Source organism: Klenkia terrae, from assembly GCF_037083865.1.
GTDB classification, from domain to species: domain Bacteria; phylum Actinomycetota; class Actinomycetes; order Mycobacteriales; family Geodermatophilaceae; genus Klenkia; species Klenkia terrae.
Genome location: NZ_JBAPLV010000010.1, coordinates 66,949 through 88,304 on the forward strand (window position 1 = coordinate 66,949; position 21,356 = coordinate 88,304).

The window sequence follows — 21,356 nt, forward strand, 5'->3', positions numbered from 1 at the left end:
GTGAGCCGGCGTTAACGTCCCCGGCATGCTGGCTGCCTTCGTCTCCTCCCCGTCCACCGACGACCCGCTGTCCGTGCTGGAGGTCGGGGAACGGCCCGCCCCGGAGGCCCGGGACGGGTGGGTGGTCGTCGACGTCAAGGCGGCCTCGCTCAACCACCACGACCTGTTCAGCCTGCGCGGCGTCGGGCTGCCGGCCGAGCGGATGCCGATGACCCTGGGCTGCGACGCCGCCGGCACCGACCCCGACGGCAACGAGGTCCTGGTGCACGCGGTCATCACCGGGACGCCGGGCTGGTCGGGCGACGAGACGCTGGACCCCAAGCGCTCGCTGCTGTCCGAGCTGCACCAGGGCACGCTGGCCGAGCAGGTGCTGGTGCCGGCGGCCAACGTGCTGCCCAAGCCGGCCGAGCTGTCCTTCGCCGAGGCCGCCTGCCTGCCCACCGCGTGGCTGACCGCCTACCGGATGCTGTTCACCAAGGCCGGGCTCCAGCCGGGGCAGACCGTGCTGGTGCAGGGCGCCTCCGGCGGCGTCGCCACCGCGCTCACCGCCCTGGGCCGGGCCGCGGGTTACCGGATGTGGGTGACCGGCCGGTCCGAGGAGAAGCGGGCCGCCGCGCTCGCCCTGGGCGCCGACCAGGCGTTCGAGACCGGCGCGCGACTGCCCGAGCGGGTGGACGCCGTCATGGAGACCGTCGGCAAGGCGACCTGGTCGCACAGCGTCAAGTCGCTCAAGCCCGGCGGGGTCATCGTGACCTCGGGCGCGACCACCGGCTTCGACCCGTCCGCCGAGCTCAACCGGGTGTTCTTCACCCAGCTGCGGGTCGAGGGCTCGACCATGGGCACCCGCACCGAGCTGCAGCAGCTGGTGCAGCTGTGCGCCACCACCGGACTGCGTCCGCAGATCGACGTGGAGCTGCCGCTGGCCGACGCCCGCGACGGCTTCGAGCGCATGCTCGAGGGCCGCACCAACGGAAAGATCGTCTTCACCGTCTGACCCGTCCCCTCCCCCAGCGTTGATCAGGGGGGTGCGCGGGAGTTCGTCCTCCTGCCGCAGATCTGGTGCAGGAGGACGGACTTCCCGGCACCCCCCTGATCAACGTCCGGAGGAAGCGGGGACCCGGTCGCGGAGCAGGAGGACGGCGGCCACGGCGGCCAGCCCCGCGGCCCCCGCAGCACCGGCGAACACGGTGTGCAGCTGGGTGAGCACCGCGGCGTCGACCGCCCGGTCGTAGACGGCGCAGTCGCCCGGTGCGGTCGGGCAGCTGACCAACGGGCTCGGGATGCCCCGCACCACCTCGGTGAACCGGCGCAGCGCGATCGCGGTCAGCAGCGAGAGCCCGACCAGCATGCCGATCGTGCGGGCGACCACGACCAGCGAGCTCGCGCTGCCGTGCACCCGGGACGGCGTCACGGCCAGCAGCACCACGTTCACCGGCGCCACCGCGAGACCGAACCCCAGACCGGCCGCCACCAGCGCGACGGTCGACGTCCAGCTGTCCAGCGCGGTGGCGTCCCAGCGGGTCATCGCGACGAAGGCCAGCGCGGCCAGCGCCATGCCGACCCCGGCGACCCACCGCGGCGCCACCCGCCGGCACAGCCACCCACCGGCGACCGCGCCCACCGGGACCGCGACCAGCAGCTCCACCAGGACCAGGGCAGCACCCAGCTGGTCGGTCTCCGTGGTCGCCCGGGCGAACAGCGGCACGTCGACCAGGGCGGCGACCAGCGCCACCCCGACCAGCACGTTGACCAGCAGCGCACCCCACGCGCCGACCGGTCGCAGCTCGGGCAGCGGCAGCAGGGGCTCGGCGGTCCGGCGCTCGTGCACGACGAAGACCGCGGCCGCGACGGCGGCCAGCGGCAGCAGCACCGGCCCGTGCGCGACCACCTGGGTGGCCGGGTCGGCGGCGGCGAAGGCCCACACCAGGCTGCCCAGCGCGACCACCACCAGCACCGCGCCGAGCAGGTCCACCTCCCGGGCCAGCGCGGGCAGGCCGCGCAGCGGGAGCAGCGGGTGCGCCGCGGTCGCCGACCGCATCAGCACGCCGACGGTCGCCAGCACCGCCACCAGCACCAGCGGCGTCGTCCAGGCCGGCCCGGCCACCGGGACCCAGGCCAGCCCGAAGGTGACGTCGGTGGCCAGGACGTCGGGCTCGGCCAGCTGCAGCCCCAGCGCCGCGGCCGCGACCACGGCGCAGCCCACGCCGACGAGGTCCCGGCCGGCCCGCCGCGGGCCGCTGACCCGCAGCGCGACCGCCAGCCCCACCCCCAGCGCCAGGTTCAGCCAGAAGATGGCCCGCCAGTCCGAGACCGCCAGGACCGCGGCACCGGCCAGCGGTCCGAGCACCGCGCCGGCCTCCTGCACCGCACCCACCACCCCGAGCGGGACGGCGCGCCGCTCGGGCGGCCACCGGTCGGCGACCAGCGCCAGGGTGGCCGGGACGAGGCCGCCGGCGCCGATGCCCTGCAGCCCGCGACCGAGCACCGCCGGGCCCAGGTCCACCGCGGTCGCGGTCAGCAGCGAGCCCAGCGCGAACAGCAGCAGGCAGCCGACCAGGACCGGCAGCCGCCCGCGGAGGTCGGCCAACCGGCCCAGCAGGGGCAGCGTGGCGGTGTAGCCGAGCAGGAACCCGCCGATGATCGGCGTGGCCTCCTGCAGCTGGTCCAGGCCCACACCGACCCCGGCGAGGATGTCGGGCAGCGCCAGGACGACGACATAGGTGTCGGCCGCCGAGACCAGGACGGCCAGCGTCGCCAGGACGACGGTCAGCCGCCCCGGCGCGGTGACCTCAGCTGGTGGGCGGTGCGGTGATGGAGACATCGGCCCCGAAGTCGGACAGGACGATCGTGTAGCTGCCGGTGTCGTCGGCGCTGAAGAACGGCCCGGTCAGCTCCACCTGGCGCAGCTCGCCGGAGTCGGTGGCGACGGAGAAGACCGCGGTGACGTCCTGGGCCGGGTCCTCGCTGGTGAGCAGGTCGGCGACCAGGTCCCCGGGCAGCGTGCCGGTGACCTCCCGGACGACCTCGCCGTCCACCCGGGACTCGTCGCCGAGCTCGGGCGACTGCGCGGCGGTGAGCAGCTGGCTGATGCCGGTGTCCGGGTCGATCAGCGCGCCGGGGTCGCCGACGCCGAGGGTGGCCGGGTCGACCACGCTGTAGCCGGTGGTCAGCGGCAGCTGGGCGTACACCGTGCCGTCGACCGAGATGACCTCCGCGTCGATGGAGCTGCCGAAGGCCTGCACCTGCAGCGTGCCGCTGAAGGACGCCGGCCGGGCGATGTCGCCCTCGCCGCCGAGCAGGGCGTTGCCCCCGGCCGGGGCGCCGTCGCTGGTCAGCACGAAGTGCACGCTGGCGGCGTCGTCGAGGGTGGTCTTGGCCCGGGCGAGCAGGTCGCCGGCGGACTCGTCGGAGCTCCCGCCGCCGCAGCCGGCCAGCACCAGGGCGGTCAGCAGCAGCGCCGCCGTCGTCCGCAGTCTCATGTCGCCTCCCCGGGGACTCCCCGTGAGGCCCGCGCGGACAGTAGCGCGGGGGCCCGACGGTTCAGCCGACGAGCGCGGCGATGCGCCGGGCGAGCTTCTCGCGGTCCTTGTGCGGGACGACGTCCAGCGCCGGCTCGATCTCGACCAGCTTGGACCGCTGGGTGGTCAGCGCGCGGAAGAACAGGCCCGCCGTGACCCCGTGGTCGGGCCGGTGCACGACCTCGACGGCGTCCCCGGCACCGAGCTCGCCGGCCTGCAGCACGCGCAGGTAGGCCCCGCTCGCGCCGTGCGCGGTGAACCGCTTGACCAGGTCGGGGACGTCCCAGTATCGGGCGAAGTTGGCGCACGGGATGCGCGGGCCGGTGACCTCGAGCAGCGCGGTGCCGACCGCCCACCGCTCGCCGAGCACGGCGCCGGTGAGGTCGAGCCCCGTCGTCCGCAGGTTCTCCCCGAACGACCCGGGCGGCAGCTCGCGGTCGAGCTCGGCGGCCCACCAGTCGGCGTCGTCCTGCGCGTAGGCGTAGACGGCCTGGCCCTCGCCGCCGTGGTGCTTGCGGTTGACCTGCCGGTCGCCGTCCAGCGTCTCGGCGAGGACGGCGACCCGGCCCGGCACCGGGCGCTTGCGGATCCCCGACGTCGCGGGCCGCTTGCCCGGCAGCGGCAGCAGGTCGTCGCCGGAGACGCAGACCGCCTCGACCCGGCCGGTCACTTCTAGGTGGGCTCGGCGTTGGAGAGCGCGGCCACGAAGGCCTCCTGGGGGACCTCGACGCGGCCGACCATCTTCATCCGCTTCTTGCCCTCCTTCTGCTTCTCCAGCAGCTTGCGCTTGCGCGAGATGTCACCGCCGTAGCACTTGGCCAGCACGTCCTTGCGGATCGCGCGGACGGTCTCGCGGGCGATCACCCGGGCGCCGACGGCGGCCTGGATCGGCACCTCGAACTGCTGGCGCGGGATGAGCTCGCGCAGCTTGCCGGCCATCATCACGCCGTAGCCGTAGGCCTTGTCCCGGTGCACGATCGAGGAGAACGCGTCGACGGCCTCGCCCTGCAGCAGGATGTCCACCTTCACCAGGTCGGCCTCCTGCTCGCCGGCCTCGGCGTAGTCCAGGCTCGCGTAGCCGCGGGTGCGGGACTTCAGCGCGTCGAAGAAGTCGAAGATGATCTCGCCCAGCGGCAGCGTGTAGCGCAGCTCGACCCGGGACTCCGAGAGGTAGTCCATCCCCGACAGCGACCCGCGCCGGCCCTGGCAGAGCTCCATGATCGTGCCGGTGTAGTCGCTGGGGGCGATGACCGTGGCGTTGACGATCGGCTCGAAGATCTTGTCCATCTTGCCGTGCGGCCAGTCGCTGGGGTTGGTGACGACGTGCTCGCTGCCGTCCTCCATCACCACGCGGTAGACCACGTTCGGCGCGGTCGAGATCAGGCTCAGGCCGCTCTCGCGCTCGAGCCGCTCCCGGACGATCTCCAGGTGCAGCAGGCCCAGGAAGCCGACCCGGAAGCCGAAGCCCAGCGCCGCCGACGTCTCGGGCTCGTAGACCAACGCCGCGTCGTTGAGCAGCAGCTTGTCCAGCGACTCGCGCAGCAGCTGGTACTCGCTGCCGTCGATCGGGTACAGGCCGGAGTAGACCATCGGGTTGGGGTCGCGGTAGCCGCCGAGGGACTCCGCGGCCGGGTGGTGCTGCAGGGTGACGGTGTCCCCGACCCGGGACTGCCGGACGTCCTTCACCCCGGTGATGAAGTAGCCGACCTCGCCGACGCCGAGGCTCTCCACCGGCTTGGGCTCGGGGCTGATGACCCCGATCTCCAGCAGCTCGTGGGTGACGTTGTTGCTCATCATCTTGATCCGCTCGCGGCCGGAGATCCGGCCGTCGACGACGCGGACGTAGGTGATGACCCCGCGGTAGATGTCGTAGACCGAGTCGAAGATCAGCGCCCGGGCCGGGCCGTCGGCGTCACCGGTCGGGGCCGGGATCTTCTCCACGATCATGTCCAGCAGCTCGGGCACGCCCTCGCCGGTCTTGCCGCTGACCCGCAGCACGTCGTCGGGCTCGCAGCCGATGATGTGCGCGATCTCCGCGGCGAACTTCTCCGGCTGCGCCGCCGGCAGGTCGATCTTGTTCAGCACCGGGATGATCGTCAGGTCGTTCTCGATGGCCAGGTACAGGTTGGCCAGCGTCTGCGCCTCGATGCCCTGCGCGGCGTCGACCAGCAGCACCGCACCCTCGCAGGCGGCCAGCGAGCGGGACACCTCGTAGGTGAAGTCCACGTGGCCCGGGGTGTCGATCATGTCCAGCACGTACTCGGTGCCCACGTGCTCACCGCTGCGCGGCGTCCAGGGCAGCCGGACGTTCTGGCTCTTGATGGTGATCCCGCGCTCGCGCTCGATGTCCATCCGGTCGAGGTACTGGGCGCGCATGTTGCGCCCCTCGACGATGCCGGTCACCTCGAGCATCCGATCGGCCAACGTCGACTTGCCGTGGTCGATGTGGGCGATGATGCAGAAGTTCCGGATGCGGGCCGGGTCGGTGCGGGCGGGTGCAGTCACAGTGCCCCCATCGTCCCACGCGGGGACGACGGAGAATGCGATCGCCTGCCGAGACGTGTCCGGCGATGCTCTGCCGGTGTCCTCCCCCGGTTCGCCCCGTCTGCCCTACGCCGACCTCCCGGCCGGTCTGCGGGCCGCCGTGGACGACGCCCTCGGTTCGCCGGTCGTGTCGGTGTCGCCCCGCACCGGTGGCTTCTCGGCCGGCCCGGCCGCCGTGCTCACCTGCGCCTCCGGGCGCCGGGTGTTCGTCAAGGCCGTGGGGACGTCGATCGACCCCGGCACCCTCGAGCTGGTCCGCCGGGAGGGCCGGACGGCGGCCCTGCTGCCCGCGTCGCTGCCGGTCCCGGCGCTGGTGGCCCAGGTGGACCACGTCGCCCCGGACGGGTCGGCCTGGACGGCGCTGCTGCTCGAGGAGGTCGCCGGGGCCGCGCCGGCCACCCCGTGGACCGTCGAGGCGGCCCGGGCGGTGCTGGACGACGTGGCGGCCTGCACCGCTGCCGCCACGCCCTGCCCGGTCCCGGGCCTGCCGCCCTTCGCCGCCGTGGTCGGCGACGACCTGGCCCGCTGGGCCCTGCTGGTCGATGAACCGCCGGCCGACCTCACCGGGTGGGAGCGGGAGCACCTGGACCGGCTGGTCGGCGTGCCGGACCGCCTGCTCGACCGGGGCGGCTGCGTCGGGGACTCCCTCGTGCACACCGACCTGCGCGCGGACAACCTGCTGGTCACCCCGGACGGCGGCACCGTGCTGCTCGACTGGGCCTGGCAGAAGGACCCCGCTGCCCCCCAGGACTCGCAAGCTCGCCCCGGGCCCCTGCAGCGGGGCCGGGAGGGCGCCCGCAGGCCCTCGTCGGGGACCTCGCCGCGGTCCGGGCGGCCGGCCCCCGGGACGTCACCGACGTGCTGGCCGGGCTCACCGGCATGTGGGGGGTGTCCATGCGCCGGCCGGCCCCGCCGCACATGCCGACCCTGCGCAGCTTCCAGCGCCGGTTCCACGACGCGGCGCTGACCTGGGTGCGGCAGCGGGCGGCGGGCGGACACTGGTGACCCCGCCGGGTGGCCCGCGCCGGGGTGGCCTCGGCCACGCTGGGCAGCGGTCGGACGGGCTGGTAACCTGGCGAACCGGTCCACGCTGCGCCTGTGCGCCGTGGACGTGACAGCAGACTTTCCCCGAGAAGACCCGAGGCTCACGCGTGGCGAACATCAAGTCCCAGATCAAGCGGATCAAGACCAACGAGAAGGCGCGTCAGCGCAACGTCGCTGTCAAGTCCGCCCTGAAGACCTCGGTCCGGCGTTTCCACGCCGCCGCCGCGGCCGGGGACAAGGACGCCGCCGACACCACCCTGCGCGCCGCCAGCAAGCTGCTGGACAAGGCCGCCAGCAAGGGCGTCATCCACAAGAACCAGGCCGCGAACCGCAAGTCCTCGCTGGCCAAGCAGGCCGCCTCGCTCTGAGGCACCGCGCCCGCTCGACGAGCCCCCCTCCCCGCACCGGGGACGGGGGCTCGTCGCGTCCCGGGGGTCGGGCCGGCCGCACGGACCTGCAGGGCGCAGGTCAGTAGCGGGACGTCGACCGGCCGCCCCGGCCACCGCCGGCCGCGGTCCGCAGCTCGACGATCCGGCGCACAGCCCGCTCCAGCGCGTAGTCCGCGCTGGCCGCGACACCCTTGACGTCGGCGTTCAGCTCGGCGGCCACCCCGATGGCCTGCTGCAGCGCCGGGATGGTCCAGCCCCGGGACTGCGCCTGGGCCTTCTTCACCTTCCACGGCGGCATCTTCAGCTGGCGGGCCAGGTCGCCGATGTTGGTCGTGCCCAGCGAGGCCACCCGCGCGGCGGTGCGCACCCCGTCGGCGATGGCGTCGGCCAGCAGGACGTGCGGCACCCCCCGGTCCAGTGCCCACCGCAGCATCTCGATGGACCCCGCGTTGTCCCCGACGAGCACCCGCTCGGCGACGGTGAAGCCGGTGACCTCGGCCTGCCCGCGGTGGAACCGCGCGACCGCGTCGGCGTCGATCGAGCCGCCGAAGTCCGAGACCAGCTGGCTGGCCGCCGCCGACAGGGAGCGCAGGTCGTTGCCGACCGCCTCGAGCAGCGCGGTGGCGGCATCGGGGGTGATCTTGCCGCCGACCCGCCGGACCTCGTTGCGCACGAAGGTCATCCGGTCCCCGGCCGAGACCAGCTTGGGGCACTCGTCCTCCGCCGCCCCGGCCTGTCGGAACGCCTTGAGCAGTGCCTCGTTGCGCTTGCCGCCGCTGTGCACCAGCACCAGGGTCAGCTCGGGATCGGGGTCCTTGGCGTAGCTGAGCAGGGAGTCGACCAGCGCGCCGGCCGCCTCGTGCACGCCGGTGACGACGACGAGCCGGTGACCGCCGAACAGCGAGGGGGCGAGCACATCGGCCAGCTGACCGACCGGCAGGCCGAGGGCCGCCAGCTCGTGCTCCTCGGAGTCGGGGTCCATCCGGCGGACCGCGGCCCGCACCTCGGACACCGCGCGGGCCCGCAGCAGCTCCTCCTCGCCGACGACCAGGCGCAACCGGGACAGCGGAGGCGGTGGAGCGGCGGTCGGCGGCACCGGCCCATCGTGTCACGCAGGTCCGACGCCGCCGTCGGCTGCGCGGGGGCCCGGGCAGGGAGCCGACCGCCATCGCGGGACCGGCCACGGCCCGCTGCACGGTGTCCACCCCGCGGGCGGCCGTCCCCCAGTCACCGGCCTGCCCCACCACGGCCAGGTCGCCCTCCAGGTCGGTCCGGTGCACCTCCATCCCGGCGTCCGCCAGCCAGTCGAGCAACCGGCCGGTCGGGTGGCCGTAGTCGTTGTCGGCGCCCACCGAGATGACCGCGACGCGGGCGCCGGTGGCGGCCAGGAAGTCCGGGTCGGCGTCCCCGCTGCCGTGGTGGGGCACCTTGAGCACGTCGGCCCGCAGGTCCAGCCCGCGCGCCAGCAGCCGGGCCTCGGTGTCCGCGCCGAGGTCGCCGGTCAGCAGCACCGAGATGCCGCGCTGCACCACCCGGGCCACCATCGACAGCGCGTTGGCGTCCGCGCCGGGGCGGGCGTCGGCGCCCGTCGGCGCGAGCACCTCGATCTGCGCCGTCCCCACGGTCCGCACCGCGCCGGCGGCCAGCTGGGTGAGCACTGCCCCGGCGGCGGCGACCTCCCGGGCGACCGGGCCGATCCGGTCCTCGGTGGGTGCCAGCAGCCCGGTGGCCACCTCCCCCACCTCCCGCCCGGCCAGGGCGCCGGCCAGCCCGGCGACGTGGTCGGCGTCCAGGTGGGACAGCAGCACCAACGGCAACCGGTCGACGCCCAGCCGGGTCAAGCAGTCGTCGACCAGCTCCGGGTCCGGCCCGGCGTCCACCAGCACGGCCTCCCCCGGCGCCGTCGGGAGCACCAGCGCGTCGCCCTGGCCGACGTCGCAGGCCACCAGCACGCTGCCGGGCACCGGCCACCCGGTGGTCAGCTGGCGGGCCGGCCAGCCCAGGACGACGACCCCGACGACCACGGCCAGCGCGAGCGGCCGGGTGCGCGGCCAGCGGACCAGCACGGCGCCGCCGGCGACCAGCAGGCCGAGCAGCAGCAGGGCCCCGAGGGGACCGGCCGGCCACCCGGTCGCCCCGTCGGGCACGGCGGCTGCCCGGTCGGCGACCAGGACCAGCCACCGGGTGGGCCACCCGGCCAGCCACACGAGCAGGTCGGCGACGGCGGGGCTGACCGGACCGGCCAGCACGGCGAGCAGCCCGAGCACGGTGGCCGGGGCGACGGCGGGGGCGGCCAGCAGGTTGGCCGGCAACGACACCGCGCTGACCAGACCGGACATCCCGGCCACCAGGGGTGCGGTGACCAGTCCGGCGGCCGCGCTGACCGCGAGGGCGTCGGCCAGCAGCGCCGGGGTCCCCCGGCGCCGCCAGGCCCGGGACCACCCCGGTGCCAGCAGCACGATGCCGGCGGTGGCCGCGACCGACAGGGCGAACCCGCCGTCGCGGGCCAGGCCGGGGTCGACGAGCACCAGCACGCACACCGCCGCCGCCAGCGCGGGCACCGCGACCCGGGACCGCCCCGAGGCCAGGGCCAGCAGGGTGACCGCCCCCATCGCGGCGGCCCGCAGCACGCTGGGGCTCGGCCGGGCCAGCAGCACGAACCCGACCAGCCCGAGCACCCCGACCGCAGCCTGCCAGCGCCGGTCGACCGCCCGCCGCCGCAGCGGCCACAGCAGCAGCGCCAGCACGATCGCCACGTTCGCCCCGGACACCGCGGTGAGGTGGCCGAGGCCGGCCCGGCGGAAGTCGCTGGTCACCCCGGGCTGCATCCCCGTGGTGTCCCCGACCACCAGGCCGGGCAGCAGGCCTGCCTCGTCCGCGGGCAGCACCCGGGCGGCCGCGGCGGCCAACCCGCCACGCAGCTCGCCGGCCACCTGCTGCGCTGTCCCGGCCGCGGCTGCCGGCTCCGGTGGTGCCCGCGCGGAGAGGACGGCCACGACGTCGTCGCCGTCCTCGGCCGAGCCCACCTCCACCCGCACGAGCACCTCCGTGCCGGGCAGGACCCCGGTCCAGTCCTCGGCGGTGCCGAACAGCAGCACGCGGGCCGGGCGCAACGACGGCGCCCCGGTGACCGCGGTGACCGTGCCGGCCACGAGCACCCGGGCCGGGCCCGCTCCACCGGTCAGCGCCCGCGGGTCGTCCCCGACGGCGAGCCTCACCGTCACCACCGCGCCGCGGTCGGCCAGGTCCACCAGCGGCGACGTCTCCCGCTCCCCCGTCCGCACGGCCCCAGCCGCCGCGGCCACGGCCACCCCGGCGAGCAGGGCGACCACCGCCCGGCGCACCGCACCGGCTCCGCGGTGCCGGCCGAGCGCGACCGCGAGGACGACGGACCCCGCCGCCACCACGGCCGCGGCGAGGGCGGGGAGCAGCGGGGCGACGAGCGTGGTCGCCCAGACGCCGAGGGCGGGCGGGACCAGCCGGAGGTCGGTCCACGACCACCGGTCCGCCACCCGCCGCCGCTGCACCCGCACGCCCGCGACGCTAGGGAGCCGGGCCGCCCCCGGACCCGCCTCGGGGACGGCTGTGGACCGGCGTCCCGGGTGTGGACGGCGACCGGCAGTCCCGCCCTCGGCCTGCTAGACGTCCGCGGCGGGGGCACCCCAGCGGTCGGCGTGGACTGCGTCGGCGAGCGGCCGGCGGGACCGCCAGCCGTGCCGCTCCAGGTCGGGCACCTCCTGCAGCTGCGCCACCGGGCCCACGCACAACCACGCCACCGGGCGGACGTCCTCGGGGATGCCCAGCAGGTCCCGCAGGAACGGCTCCCGGTAGAAGGACACCCACCCCACGCCCCAGCCCTCGGCGGTGGCGGCCAACCACAGGTTCTGGATCGCCAGGCAGGTGGAGTACAGGCCCGTGTCGGCGATGGCGTGCCGGCCCAGCACCGCCGGCGCACCGCGCCCGGCGTCGTAGGTGACCACGACGCCGAGGCTGGAGCCGAGCACGCCCTCGACCGAGATCCGGGAGAACACCGCGGCGCGGTCGGCGTCCAGACCGGCGTCGAACACCTGGCGCTCGGTGGCGACGTGCGCCTGGAACCGCCGGCGGAGGTCGGCGTCGCGGACCAGGAGGAAGTCCCAGGGCTGGGTCATGCCCACGCTCGGGGCCGCGTGCGCAGCGTCCAGCACCCGGCGCAGGGCCGCGGGGTCGACCGGTTCGCCGGTGAACTCGCGCCGGACGTCGCGCCGGCGGTGGATGGCGTCGTAGAGACCGGTGTCCATCCCGCCATCCCACACGAGGGCCTCAGACGGTGACCAGCGGGGAGATCTCGGCGTACAGCGCCGGCCCGATCCCGCTGACGTCGTCGAGCTCCTCGACGCTGCCGAAGGGTCCCTGCTCCTCCCGGTGGTCCAGGATGCGCTGGGCGAGCACCGGGCCGATCCCCGGCAGCGCGTCGAGGTCGGCCGCGGTGGCTGAGTTGAGGTCGACCGGCCCGGACCCGGCACCTCCCCCTGCCGCCGTCCCTGCCCCCGTGCCCGTCCCGCCGGCCGCACCAGGCACCCCGACGGCGACCTGCTGGCCGTCGGTGAGCAGCGCCGCGGCGTTGACCGATGCCGGGTCGGCCTCGGGCAGCAGCCCGCCGGCGGCGGCCAGGGCATCGGCGACCCGGGAGCCGGCCGGCAGCGTGACCAGACCCGGGCTGACGACCTGGCCCACGACCGACACCACGACCACTGCGGCCGGCGCGGAGGTCGGTGACCCGGAGGTCGGGGGTCCGGTGCTCGCGACCGGGACCGCCGGGGCGTTCACCGCGGCGACGTCGACCGGCGCCACGTCCGGACGGCCGAGCCAGCTCCAGCCCGCGACGGCGATCGCGGCCAGCAGGGCGACCACCCACAGCGTCCGGGCGCCGTGCGGGCCGGGATCGACCCGGGTGGCCGGCCCGGACGCGCGGTGCCGCCCGGCCGGGGCGCCTGCATCCCCGTCGTCGGTGGCCGGCAGCGGGGTGGTCACCGCGTCGGCGGGATCCACGGACCAGCTGTCCGGGTCGCCGTCCGTGTCCTCGTCCAGGTCGTCGGCGGGGTCGTCCCGGGGGTCGTCGTCGAGGCCCCAGGACGGCGCAGGCCCGGAGCCCGGTCCCGGGTCGGCGTCGTCGGGCACCCACCCCCGCCGGGCGCCGCCCTCGTCGAGCAGCGCGCGCAGCCGGGCACGGATCACGTCGGCGTCGTCGGCCCGGCGGGAGGAGAACAGCACGGCCAGGACGGTAGGGCCGCCCGGGACGTCGCGGCGGGGTCCGGCCACATCTGTGGACAGGGCACCCGGTTGTGGATGGCAGCATGCACGACCATGCCGCAGCAGGTCAGCCTGCCGCCGTGTCCACCAGCAGCCCGTCGCCGCCGCGTGCCGGCGGCCGTCGTGCTGGCGGCCGGCCTGGGGCTGGTCGGCGGCGTCGCCGTGGAGCTGCTCCCGGTGGTGGGCGGCGACCTGGTCGCGCAGCGCTGGTGGCTCTCCTGGGCCGCCTCCGCCGGTGGGCAGCCGGTGGACCTGGGTTGGTACGCCGGCTCGCCCGCCTTCTCCTACAGCCTGCTGGCCCCGTGGCTGCTGGCCCTGGTGGGCCCGGCGGTGGCGGGGGTGCTGAGCACGGCGACCGGGGCGGCGGCGACCACCGCCCTCCTGGTCCGGGCGGGGGCGACCCGGACCCGGACGGTGGCGGTCACGGCGGTGCTGGTGTTCCTGGCCGACCAGCTGTCGGGCCGGACGACGTTCGCGACGGGGACGGCGGCGGCGCTGCTGGCCCTGTTGGTGGCCGGCGACCCGAGGATCCGACCGCCGGTGCGGCGGACCGGGGCGGGCCTGCTGGCGGCGCTGGCGGGGGCCCTGAGCCCGGTGTCCGCCGTGCTGCTCGCCGTGGCTGCCGGGGCGTGGTGGCTGGCCGGCGCCAGGAGATCACGGTCCGGGTGGGAGGTCGCGGCGCTGCTGGCCGGGACGGCGACGCCGCTGGCCGCGATGGTGGCCCTGGACGCCGCGAGCGGGCCGATGACGGCGAGCGCGCACCAGGCGCTGGCCGCGACGGTGGCCAGCGGGGTGGTGGCGGCCGTGGCCGGGCCGCGGCTGCCGGTGGTGCGGGCCGGAGCGGGTCTGACGGCGGCGCTGCTGGTGGGGACCTGGCTGCTGCCGGACCCGGTGGGCTCGAACGCGACCCGCCTGGTGCTGCTGTTCGCCGCCCCGGTGCTGGTCGCGGTGCCGCACCGACCGGCGCTCCTGGTGGGGTTGGCGGTCGCGCTGGTGACCTGGCTGCTCCCGCCGCTGGTGCCGCAGGACCTGGGCCCGCGGGACACCGCGGTCCAGGACCGGGCGAGCGCCCCGGTGCTGGCGGAGCTGGCTCGCCGGGGCCCGGTGGGCCGGGTGGAGGTGGTGCCGCTGGCCGACCACTCGGACGCGACGATGGGCACGCAGGTGCCGCTGGCCCGGGGCTGGACCCGCCAGCTCGACGTCGCCCGCAACCGCCTGTTCTACGACGGCTCGCTGGACGCCGCCTCCTACCTGGCCTGGCTGCGCGCGCGGGGCGTCTCCTACGTCGCGTTGTCCGCGCAGCGGCCCGACTGGGCCGGCCGGGCGGAGGCCGCACTGGTCCGGGCTGGGGTCCCGGGGGTGGACCTGGTCTGGTCCGACGCCTCCTGGTCGCTGTACGCCGTCGACGGGCCGGGCGTCGTGCTGGCCGGGCCGGCGGAGCTGGTCGACAGCGACCGGCGTGGGTTGACCGTGTCCGTGCAGCGGCCCGGCGACGTGCTGCTGTCGGTGTTCTGGGACGAGCGCCTGGTGCTCGAGGGCGACGGCTGCGTGGAGCCCGGTGACCTGCCCGGCACGGTGCGGCTGCGGATGACCGCGGCGGGCCCGGTCACGCTGACCAGCGGGTGGCGGCCGGCCGGGCACTGCTGACCGGGACCGGACCGGCCCTGCCGACGTCGGATCAGGTCGGGCCGGCCGCCCGGGTGCCGCTCGGGTCGACGACGACCCCCAGTGCACCGGGGCCGACGTGCGCCCCGATCGCCGCACCCAGCTCGCTCACGTACAGCTCGCGCAGGGTCGGCACCCGCTCGCGCAGCTGGTCGGCCAGCGCGTCGGCCCGGGCGGCCGCGGCCAGGTGGTGCACGGCCAAGGAGACCGGCCGGTCCCCGGCCAGGTCCACGACCCGCTGCACCATCCGGGCCACCGCCCGGGTGGTGGTGCGCACCTTCTCCAGCACCACGATCCGGCCGTCCAGGACGTGCAGCACCGGGCGCACCGCCAGGGCGGTGCCGAGCACCGCGGCCGCCGACCCGATCCGGCCACCGCGCCGCAGGTGCTCCAGGGTGTCGAGCACGAACAGGGTGCTGCTGCCGTCCGCGGTGCCCTGGGCGACGGCTGCGACCTCGTCGGCCCCGGCGCCGGCCGCCGCGGCCCGGGCAGCGGCGAGCACCGCGAACCCGGTGCCCATCGCCGCCGTGCCGCTGTCGACCACGGACACCACGTGCTCGCCGACCTGGTTGGCCGCCGAGCGGGCGGCGTCCCAGGTCCCGGACAGCTCGCGGGACAGGTGCACCGAGACCACCCGGTCGGCGCCGGCGTCCAGGCACCGGCGGTAGGCCCCGACGAAGTCCCCCGGTGTCGGCCGCGAGGTGGTGACCTGCTGGCCCCGCACGGCCAGCGTCCTGGCGACCTCGGCCGGGCCGACGTCGAGGCCCTCCCGGCCGGAGCGACCGGTCAGCACGACGTAGAGGGGGACGACCTCGATCCCGAGGTCGGTGACCAGCTCGGCCGGCAGGTAGGCCGTGGAATCGGTGACCACGGCGACGGACATGGGCGCGAGGCTAACCGGAACCCCGACGGACCTCGCCGGGCCCCGACGGGAACCGGCTGGTCAGCCCCGACCGGCACCCGCCCAGGCAGCGCAGGAGCAGCTCAGAGGGCGGCGTCGGCGTCCGTCGGGGCCGGCGCGGCGTCGTCCGGGGTGGCCCCGGCGGGCAGCGGGGCAGCACCGGCCGCGACCGCCGGCTCGGCCACGCCGGCCGCCTCGGCCACGTCCGGACCGGTCTCCGCGCCGGAGCGGCGCGGCAGCCCGGGGGCGCCGCCGGTGGCCGAGGCGTTGTGCCGCAGCACCCGCCAGCGGCTGCCCTGGTGCGCAAGCTCGGTCCAGTGGCAGTTGCCCAGCGGGCCGAAGATGCGGCGGTGCTCCGGACCGAGCCCCAGCAGAGCCTCGACCAGCCGGCCTCCGGTGCCGCCGTGCGTGACCAGCACCGCGACCGGGGCCGGCGGCAGGTCCGACAGCGCGGACAGCGCCCGGCGGGCCACCGCGGCCGGGTCCTCGCCGCCGCGCCCGCGGACGGGCCGGCCCTCGACCCAGTCGGCGTACTGCTCGGGCAGGTCCCGGGCGACGTCCTCCCGGGTCAGGCCCTCCCAGCTGCCCAGGCCGTGCTCCCGCAGCCGGGGCTCGACGCGCAGCGGCGTGCCGAGCGCGTCGGCCAGGGTCTGCGCGGTGTCGCGGGCGCGCACCAGGTCGCTGGAGACCACCAGCGTCCCGGCCGGGAGCTCCCGGGCCAGGGCGTCGGCCGCGCGCCGGGCCTGGGCCCGGCCGGTGTCGTCCAGCGGCGGGTCCAGCTGCCCCTGGAAGCGACCGCTGGCGTTCCACTCGGTCCGCCCGTGCCGCCAGACGAGCACGCGCTCGACGGTGGGCAGGGTGGGCGCCTCGGCCGCAGCGCTCACCGGGTGGTGTCGGCCTGCGGGGCGTCCGACGTGGCCGGGTCCAGCGCCTGCGGGGCGGCCTCGCCCTCGCCGGAGAACCCGCCGGGCACCGCGTCGGCGTCCTGCGCCGACGGCGTCACCGGGGTGCTGGCGACGCGCGCCGCCGGGGGCAGCGCGCTGTCGGTGAACGGGATGGTGGGGCAGTCCTTCCAGAGCCGCTCGAGGGAGTAGTAGGCCCGCTCCTCGGCGTGCTGGACGTGCACCACGACGTCGACGAAGTCCAGCAGCACCCAGCGGGACTCGGCCACGCCCTCGCGCCGGACGGCCTTGATGCCGTGCTCGCGCAGCCGGTCCTCGACCTCGTCGACGATGGACTGCACCTGCCGCTCGTTGGGCGCCGACGCCAGCACGAAGGCGTCGGTGATGGCCAGCCGGTCGCTGACGTCGACGATGGACACGTCGGTGGCGAGCTTGTCGGCCGCGGCCTGGGCGGCCCACAGCGCGGTCTCGCGGGCCTCTGTCGAGGCGGTCATCGGGGTATCTCCTGGAGCTCGGGGGTGTCGGGACCGCGGACCGGTCCCGACGGGGAGGCATGGGTGACCGTCGGTGCGCCGAGGTGGCGCACCCCGGTCCCGGGCAGCAGCTGCCCGGTCGGGACGACGGGCAGGCCGTCGCGGTAGAGACCGCTCTTCTCGATGTACTGCACGACGCCGTCGGGGACGAGGTACCAGACCGGCATCCCGCGGCGGACCCGGTCGCGGCAGTCGGTCGAGCTGATCGCCAGCGCCGGGATCTCCACCAGGCTGACCGAGTCCGGGGGCAGCCCGGCCGGCAGCTCGGCGAACTGGTAGCCCGGCCGGGTGACGCCGACGAAGTGGGCCAGGTCGAACAGCCGGGCGGTGTCCCGCCAGCCGACGATCTGGGCCAGCGCGTCGGCCCCGGTGATGAAGAACAGCTCGGCGTCCGGGCGCAGCCGGCGCAGGTCGGTGAGGGTGTCGATCGTGTAGGTCGTGGTGCCGCGGTCGACGTCGACCCGGCTGACCGAGAAGCGCGGGTTCGACGCGGTCGCGATCACCGTCATCAGGTACCGGTCCTCGGCCGGGCTGACCTCGCGGTCGGCCTTCTGCCACGGCTCGCCGGTGGGCACGAAGACCACCTCGTCCAGCCCGAACAGGCTGGCGACCTCGCTGGCGGCGACCAGGTGACCGTGGTGCACCGGGTCGAAGGTGCCGCCCATCACGCCCAGTCGCTTGCCCGCCACCTGCCGAGCGTAGCCCGCCCCCGGCGGTGCCACCGCCGCGATCGTGCAGGCCGGGGCGCTGCGGGCGCACGAGCGGGCCGGCCGTCCCCCACCTCTCGGTGGCAGGACCGTCCGGCCTGCTGGACCGGCGCCCCCGTGTCGCCGGCCACCCGGCCGGGTCTCCCCGGCCGGCGCGCGGAGGCGGTCTCGCTGCCTCCGCATGGACCAACGGCACCGGGACGACTCGGTTACGGCCGAACGACGAACAATTCTGGACGGGCCGACGTGGGTCCCGTCACACCGCCTCAGAGGGTGGTGACGAACTCCGCCAGCTGGGCCGCGTTGCGGACCTCGATCATCGGGATGACCTGCTTGTACTTGTCCGCCGCCGAGTCGCCGCTCCCCCACAGCCGGGCCGGCTCGGGGTTGAGCCAGTACGCCGAGCGGGACCGCCGCACCAGGTCGGCCAGCACCGGGAGGCCGGGCTGCCGGTAGTTGGTCCGCCCGTCGCCGAGCACCAGCAGCGAGGTCTTCGGCCCGACCGCGGACGCCCACCTCTCGGCGAACACCCCGAAGGCGTTGCCGTAGTCGCTGTGCCCGTCGAAGGAGACGACGTCGGCCTCCCGGCCGATCCGCTGCACGGCGTCGGCGACGTCGGCGCCGGGGGTGAAGAACCGGGTGACCTCGTCGGTGGAGTCGACGAAGGCGAAGGCCCGCACACCGGAGAAGTGCTCGCGCAGCGCCTGGGTGAGCATCAGCGTGAAGTGGCTGAACCCGGCGACCGAGCCGCTGATGTCGCACAGCACGACCAGCTCGGGCTTGTGCACCGCCCGCGGCTTGTGGTGGGTGACCACCGGGACCCCGCCGGTGGCCAGCGACGCCCGCACCGTCTTGCGGAAGTCCAGCCGCCCGGCCCGCCCGAGCCGGCGCTTGGCCGACAGCCGGGCGGCCAGCCGCCGGGCCAGCGGGGCGACCGAGCGGCGCAGCTCGGCCAGGTCGGCGGACTGCGCGCGGAGGAAGTCCACCTGGTCGGCCAGCGGCTTGACCGCCGTCCGGGCGACCCGCTCGCGGCCGCGCTCGGCGGCCGACCGGCGGCGCACCTCGGCCTCCACGGCGGCCCGGAACGCGGCCAGCCGCTCGCGGACGGTCTGCCGGGCGACCTGCTCGGCCAGCCCGCCGCGGTCGGCCCCGCCCAGCAGCCCGTCCAGCAGCTGGGAGACCAGGGTGTCCGGGGACAGCGCGCGCAGCACCCGGTAGGAGAAGAAGGACTGGCCCGACGGCGAGGGCTGGCCCTGGCCGAGCTGCTCCACGGCCTGCCGGGCGAAGCGGCGCAGGGCCTCCTCGTCGCCGTCCAGCAGCTTGCGGAGCAGCTCCGCGCGCAGCTCGGCGGCCAGCGCGGCCTGCCGGTCGGCGTCGGGCACCCCGTCGTCCGGGGCGCCGTCCTGCGCCGGCTCGGCCTCCGACGGGACCGACGGGCGGTCGGTCAGCGGCCACCACAGGTCGAACAGCACGTCGTAGGTGGGGCGCTGCGCGGCCCGGTGCAGCAGGACGGCGGCCAGCCCGTGCCGCAGCTGCTCCCGGTCCAGCAGGTCGACGGCGGTGAGCACGTGGGCCGCGTCGACGGCGGAGGAGATCCCCACCGGGATGCCGGCCTCGCGCACCGCCCGGACGAAGCCGTCCAGGTGCGCGGGGAGGCCGCCCGGCGTGATCCCGTCCATCAATTCAGCCGCAGCTCGGCCGCGGCGCGGGTCTGGTCGCTGCCGTGCTTCAGCACCACGCCGAGGGTCTGCCGCACCTCGTCGGTGCCCAGGGTGTCCATCCCCAGCGCCAGCAGGGTCTGCGCCCAGTCCAGGGTCTCCGAGATCGACGGCGACTTCTTCAGCTCCATGGCCCGCAGCGCCCGCACCGTGCGGACCAGCTGCTCGGCCAGGGCCGGGGCCAGCTCGGGCACCCGGGACAGCACGATCTCCCGCTCGCGCTCGGCGCTCGGGTAGTCCAGGGCGAGGTAGAGGCAGCGCCGCTTGAGCGCCTCGGACAGCTCGCGGGTCGCGTTGGAGGTCAGCACCACCATCGGACGGCGGGTCGCCACGATCGTGCCGATCTCGGGGATCGTCACCTGGAAGTCGCTGAGCACCTCCAGCAGCAGGCCCTCGACCTCGACGTCGGCCTTGTCGGTCTCGTCGATCAGCAGCACGGTGGGCTCGGTGCGCCGGATGGCGGTCAGCAGCGGCCGGGAGAGCAGGAACTCCTCGCCGAAGACGTCGTCGTGCAGGTCGCCCCAGTCCCCGCCGTCCGCGGAGTTCTGCGAGGCCTGGATGCGCAGCAGCTGCTTCTTGTAGTTCCACTCGTACAGCGCGCGGGCCTCGTCGAGGCCCTCGTAGCACTGCAGGCGGATCAGGTCCGAGGACGTCGCCGTCGCCAGCGCCTTGGCCAGCTCGGTCTTGCCGACACCGGCCGGGCCCTCGACCAGCAGCGGCTTGCCCAGCCGGTCGGCCAGGAAGACCGTCGTGGCGATCTGCGCGTCGGGCAGGTACCCCGCGGCGGACAGCCGGGCGGTGACGTCGGCGACGTCGGCGAAACGGGCTGGCTGCTGCGGGGGCACGGGGCTCCTATCGGGTGTGGCCGTTGCCGGTCACGACGTAGGTGGTGGAGGTCAGTTCCGGCAGGCCCAGCGGTCCGCGGGCGTGCAGCTTCTGGGTGGAGATGCCGATCTCGGCGCCGAAGCCGAACTCGCCGCCGTCGGTGAACCGGGTGGAGGCGTTGACCAGCACGGCAGCGGCGTCCACCCCGGCGACGAAGTCGGCGATCGCGGCGGCGGAGTCGGCCACGATCGCCTCGGAGTGCCCGCTCCCCCAGGCGGCGATGTGGTCCAGCGCCTGCGGCAGGTCGTCCACGACCCGCACGGCCATGTCCATCGACAGGTACTCGGTGGCCCAGTCCTCGTCGGTCGCCGGGACGACGGCCGGGTGCGCGGCGCGGGCGGCCTCGTCGCCGTGCAGGGTCACCCCGGCGTCGACGAGCGCGGTGAGCAGCCGGGCCAGGTGCGGGGAGTCCCGGTGCACCAGCAGCGACTCGGCGGAGTTGCAGACGCTGACCCGGTGGGTCTTGGCGTTGAGCACGATCGCCTCGGCCATCCCGGCGTCGGCGGAGGCGTCGACGTACACGTGGCAGTTGCCCACCCCGGTCTCGATGACCGGCACGGTGGACTCGGCGACCACCCGCTGGATCAGCGCGGCTCCCCCGCGCGGGATCACCACGTCGACCAGCCCGCGGGCGCCCAGCAGCTCGCCGACGCTGGCCCGGTCGGCGGGCAGCAGGGCGATGCACCCGGCGGGCAGCCCGGCCTTCTCGGCGGCCTCGGTGAGGACGGCGACCAGGGCGGTGTTGGTGCCGAAGGCCGAGGCGGACCCGCGCAGCAGCGCGGCGTTGCCGCTCTTCAGGCACAGCCCGGCGGCGTCGACGGTCACGTTGGGCCGGGCCTCGTAGATGATCCCGACGACCCCGAGCGGCACCCGGACCTGGCGCAGCTGCAGCCCGTTCTCCAGGGTCGACCCGCGCACGACGTCACCCACCGGGTCGGGCAGCTCGACCAGCTGGCGCAGCGCCTCGGCCACCGCGGCGACCCGGTCGGCGTCCAGCCGCAGCCGGTCGAGCACCGACTCCGCGGTGCCGGCCACCCGCGCGGCCTCGACGTCCTCGGCGTTGGCGGCGAGCACGTCCTCGGTGTGCGCGACGAGGGCGTCGGCCATGGCCAGCAGGGCGGCGTCCTTGGTGGACGACGGCAGCGTGCGCAGCACCCGGGCGGCGGTGCGGGCGCGGCGGGCGGCGTCTCCGATCAGCGGCAGGTCGGCAGGCACGCGCCCGAGGATACGCAGCCGTCAGCGCTGACCGTTACGACCT

The 21,356-nt window shown here is 75.9% G+C and carries 18 protein-coding genes and 1 pseudogene; 4 read left to right on the forward strand and 15 right to left on the reverse strand.

The features are described from left to right. The first annotated feature begins 25 nt into the window (after positions 1-25). Positions 26-994: a zinc-binding dehydrogenase gene (locus tag UXQ13_RS10885; protein ID WP_225232322.1), complete on the forward strand. Its 969-nt coding sequence runs from the start codon at positions 26-28 to the stop codon at positions 992-994. A gap of 99 nt (positions 995-1,093) precedes the next feature. Here UXQ13_RS10885 and UXQ13_RS10890 read toward each other — a convergent pair whose 3' ends face one another. From UXQ13_RS10890 to lepA, 4 genes are all read right to left on the reverse strand, one after another. Next, positions 1,094-2,821, reverse strand: coding sequence for an MFS transporter (locus UXQ13_RS10890; RefSeq protein ID WP_336392278.1), 1,728 nt, complete (start codon positions 2,819-2,821; stop codon positions 1,094-1,096). Continuing rightward, positions 2,790-3,479: an LppX_LprAFG lipoprotein gene (locus UXQ13_RS10895; protein ID WP_225232324.1), complete on the reverse strand. Its 690-nt coding sequence runs from the start codon at positions 3,477-3,479 to the stop codon at positions 2,790-2,792. Before UXQ13_RS10895 ends, UXQ13_RS10890 begins: the two co-directional genes overlap by 32 nt. 61 nt (positions 3,480-3,540) lie before the next feature. Next, positions 3,541-4,188: an MOSC domain-containing protein gene (locus tag UXQ13_RS10900; protein ID WP_225232325.1), complete on the reverse strand. Its 648-nt coding sequence runs from the start codon at positions 4,186-4,188 to the stop codon at positions 3,541-3,543. 2 nt (positions 4,189-4,190) lie between these two features. After that, positions 4,191-6,023, reverse strand: coding sequence for a translation elongation factor 4 (lepA, locus tag UXQ13_RS10905; protein WP_336392279.1), 1,833 nt, complete (start codon positions 6,021-6,023; stop codon positions 4,191-4,193). Positions 6,024-6,099: 76 nt separating this feature from the next. Here lepA and UXQ13_RS10910 point away from each other — a divergent pair, with 76 nt between their 5' ends. Beyond that, positions 6,100-7,029 (forward strand): phosphotransferase, encoded by a 930-nt coding sequence (locus UXQ13_RS10910; RefSeq protein WP_336392280.1) that lies wholly within the window; start codon positions 6,100-6,102, stop codon positions 7,027-7,029. A 184-nt stretch (positions 7,030-7,213) separates the two neighbouring features. Beyond that, complete coding sequence (rpsT, locus tag UXQ13_RS10915; RefSeq protein WP_225232328.1) at positions 7,214-7,474, forward strand: 30S ribosomal protein S20; 261 nt, start codon at positions 7,214-7,216, stop codon at positions 7,472-7,474. 100 nt (positions 7,475-7,574) lie between these two features. Here the strand turns inward: rpsT and holA are convergent, their stop codons facing one another. The 4 genes and pseudogenes from holA to UXQ13_RS10935 all read right to left on the reverse strand — a co-directional run bounded on the left by holA (position 7,575) and on the right by UXQ13_RS10935 (position 12,748). Beyond that, the gene (holA, locus tag UXQ13_RS10920; RefSeq protein WP_336392281.1) at positions 7,575-8,591 is read right to left on the reverse strand and encodes a DNA polymerase III subunit delta; all 1,017 of its coding nucleotides are present in this window, start codon (positions 8,589-8,591) and stop codon (positions 7,575-7,577) included. Between the two features lie 724 nt (positions 8,592-9,315). After that, positions 9,316-10,323: pseudogene (locus tag UXQ13_RS10925) on the reverse strand (ComEC/Rec2 family competence protein); the annotation flags it as partial. Positions 10,324-11,133: 810 nt separating this feature from the next. Further along, the gene (gene bluB / locus UXQ13_RS10930; protein ID WP_336392282.1) at positions 11,134-11,775 is read right to left on the reverse strand and encodes a 5,6-dimethylbenzimidazole synthase; all 642 of its coding nucleotides are present in this window, start codon (positions 11,773-11,775) and stop codon (positions 11,134-11,136) included. A gap of 22 nt (positions 11,776-11,797) precedes the next feature. Then, positions 11,798-12,748 carry a ComEA family DNA-binding protein gene (locus UXQ13_RS10935; RefSeq protein WP_336392283.1) on the reverse strand — a complete coding sequence of 317 codons (951 nt, stop codon included), beginning with the start codon at positions 12,746-12,748 and terminating at the stop codon, positions 11,798-11,800. A 93-nt stretch (positions 12,749-12,841) separates the two neighbouring features. Between UXQ13_RS10935 and UXQ13_RS10940 the strand changes: the two genes are divergently transcribed. Then, positions 12,842-14,434: a hypothetical protein gene (locus UXQ13_RS10940; RefSeq protein WP_336392284.1), complete on the forward strand. Its 1,593-nt coding sequence runs from the start codon at positions 12,842-12,844 to the stop codon at positions 14,432-14,434. A gap of 31 nt (positions 14,435-14,465) precedes the next feature. Here the strand turns inward: UXQ13_RS10940 and UXQ13_RS10945 are convergent, their stop codons facing one another. The 7 genes from UXQ13_RS10945 to UXQ13_RS10975 all read right to left on the reverse strand — a co-directional run bounded on the left by UXQ13_RS10945 (position 14,466) and on the right by UXQ13_RS10975 (position 21,313). Further along, positions 14,466-15,335: a DegV family protein gene (locus UXQ13_RS10945; protein WP_225232331.1), complete on the reverse strand. Its 870-nt coding sequence runs from the start codon at positions 15,333-15,335 to the stop codon at positions 14,466-14,468. 101 nt (positions 15,336-15,436) lie between these two features. Continuing rightward, positions 15,437-16,237, reverse strand: a complete 801-nt coding sequence (locus UXQ13_RS10950) for a histidine phosphatase family protein (protein ID WP_336392285.1) — start codon at positions 16,235-16,237, stop codon at positions 15,437-15,439. Then, positions 16,234-16,749: a ribosome silencing factor gene (gene rsfS / locus UXQ13_RS10955; RefSeq protein WP_336392286.1), complete on the reverse strand. Its 516-nt coding sequence runs from the start codon at positions 16,747-16,749 to the stop codon at positions 16,234-16,236. The genes UXQ13_RS10950 and rsfS overlap by 4 nt, the downstream gene beginning before the upstream one ends. Next, complete coding sequence (gene nadD / locus UXQ13_RS10960; protein ID WP_336392287.1) at positions 16,746-17,477, reverse strand: nicotinate-nucleotide adenylyltransferase; 732 nt, start codon at positions 17,475-17,477, stop codon at positions 16,746-16,748. Before nadD ends, rsfS begins: the two co-directional genes overlap by 4 nt. A 284-nt stretch (positions 17,478-17,761) precedes the next feature. Continuing rightward, positions 17,762-19,174 carry a vWA domain-containing protein gene (locus UXQ13_RS10965; protein WP_336392288.1) on the reverse strand — a complete coding sequence of 471 codons (1,413 nt, stop codon included), beginning with the start codon at positions 19,172-19,174 and terminating at the stop codon, positions 17,762-17,764. After that, on the reverse strand, positions 19,174-20,058 hold the full coding sequence (locus UXQ13_RS10970; RefSeq protein ID WP_225232336.1) for an AAA family ATPase: 885 nt from the start codon (positions 20,056-20,058) through the stop codon (positions 19,174-19,176). Before UXQ13_RS10970 ends, UXQ13_RS10965 begins: the two co-directional genes overlap by 1 nt. A gap of 7 nt (positions 20,059-20,065) precedes the next feature. Further along, positions 20,066-21,313, reverse strand: coding sequence for a glutamate-5-semialdehyde dehydrogenase (locus UXQ13_RS10975; RefSeq protein WP_225232337.1), 1,248 nt, complete (start codon positions 21,311-21,313; stop codon positions 20,066-20,068). Positions 21,314-21,356 lie beyond the last annotated feature (43 nt).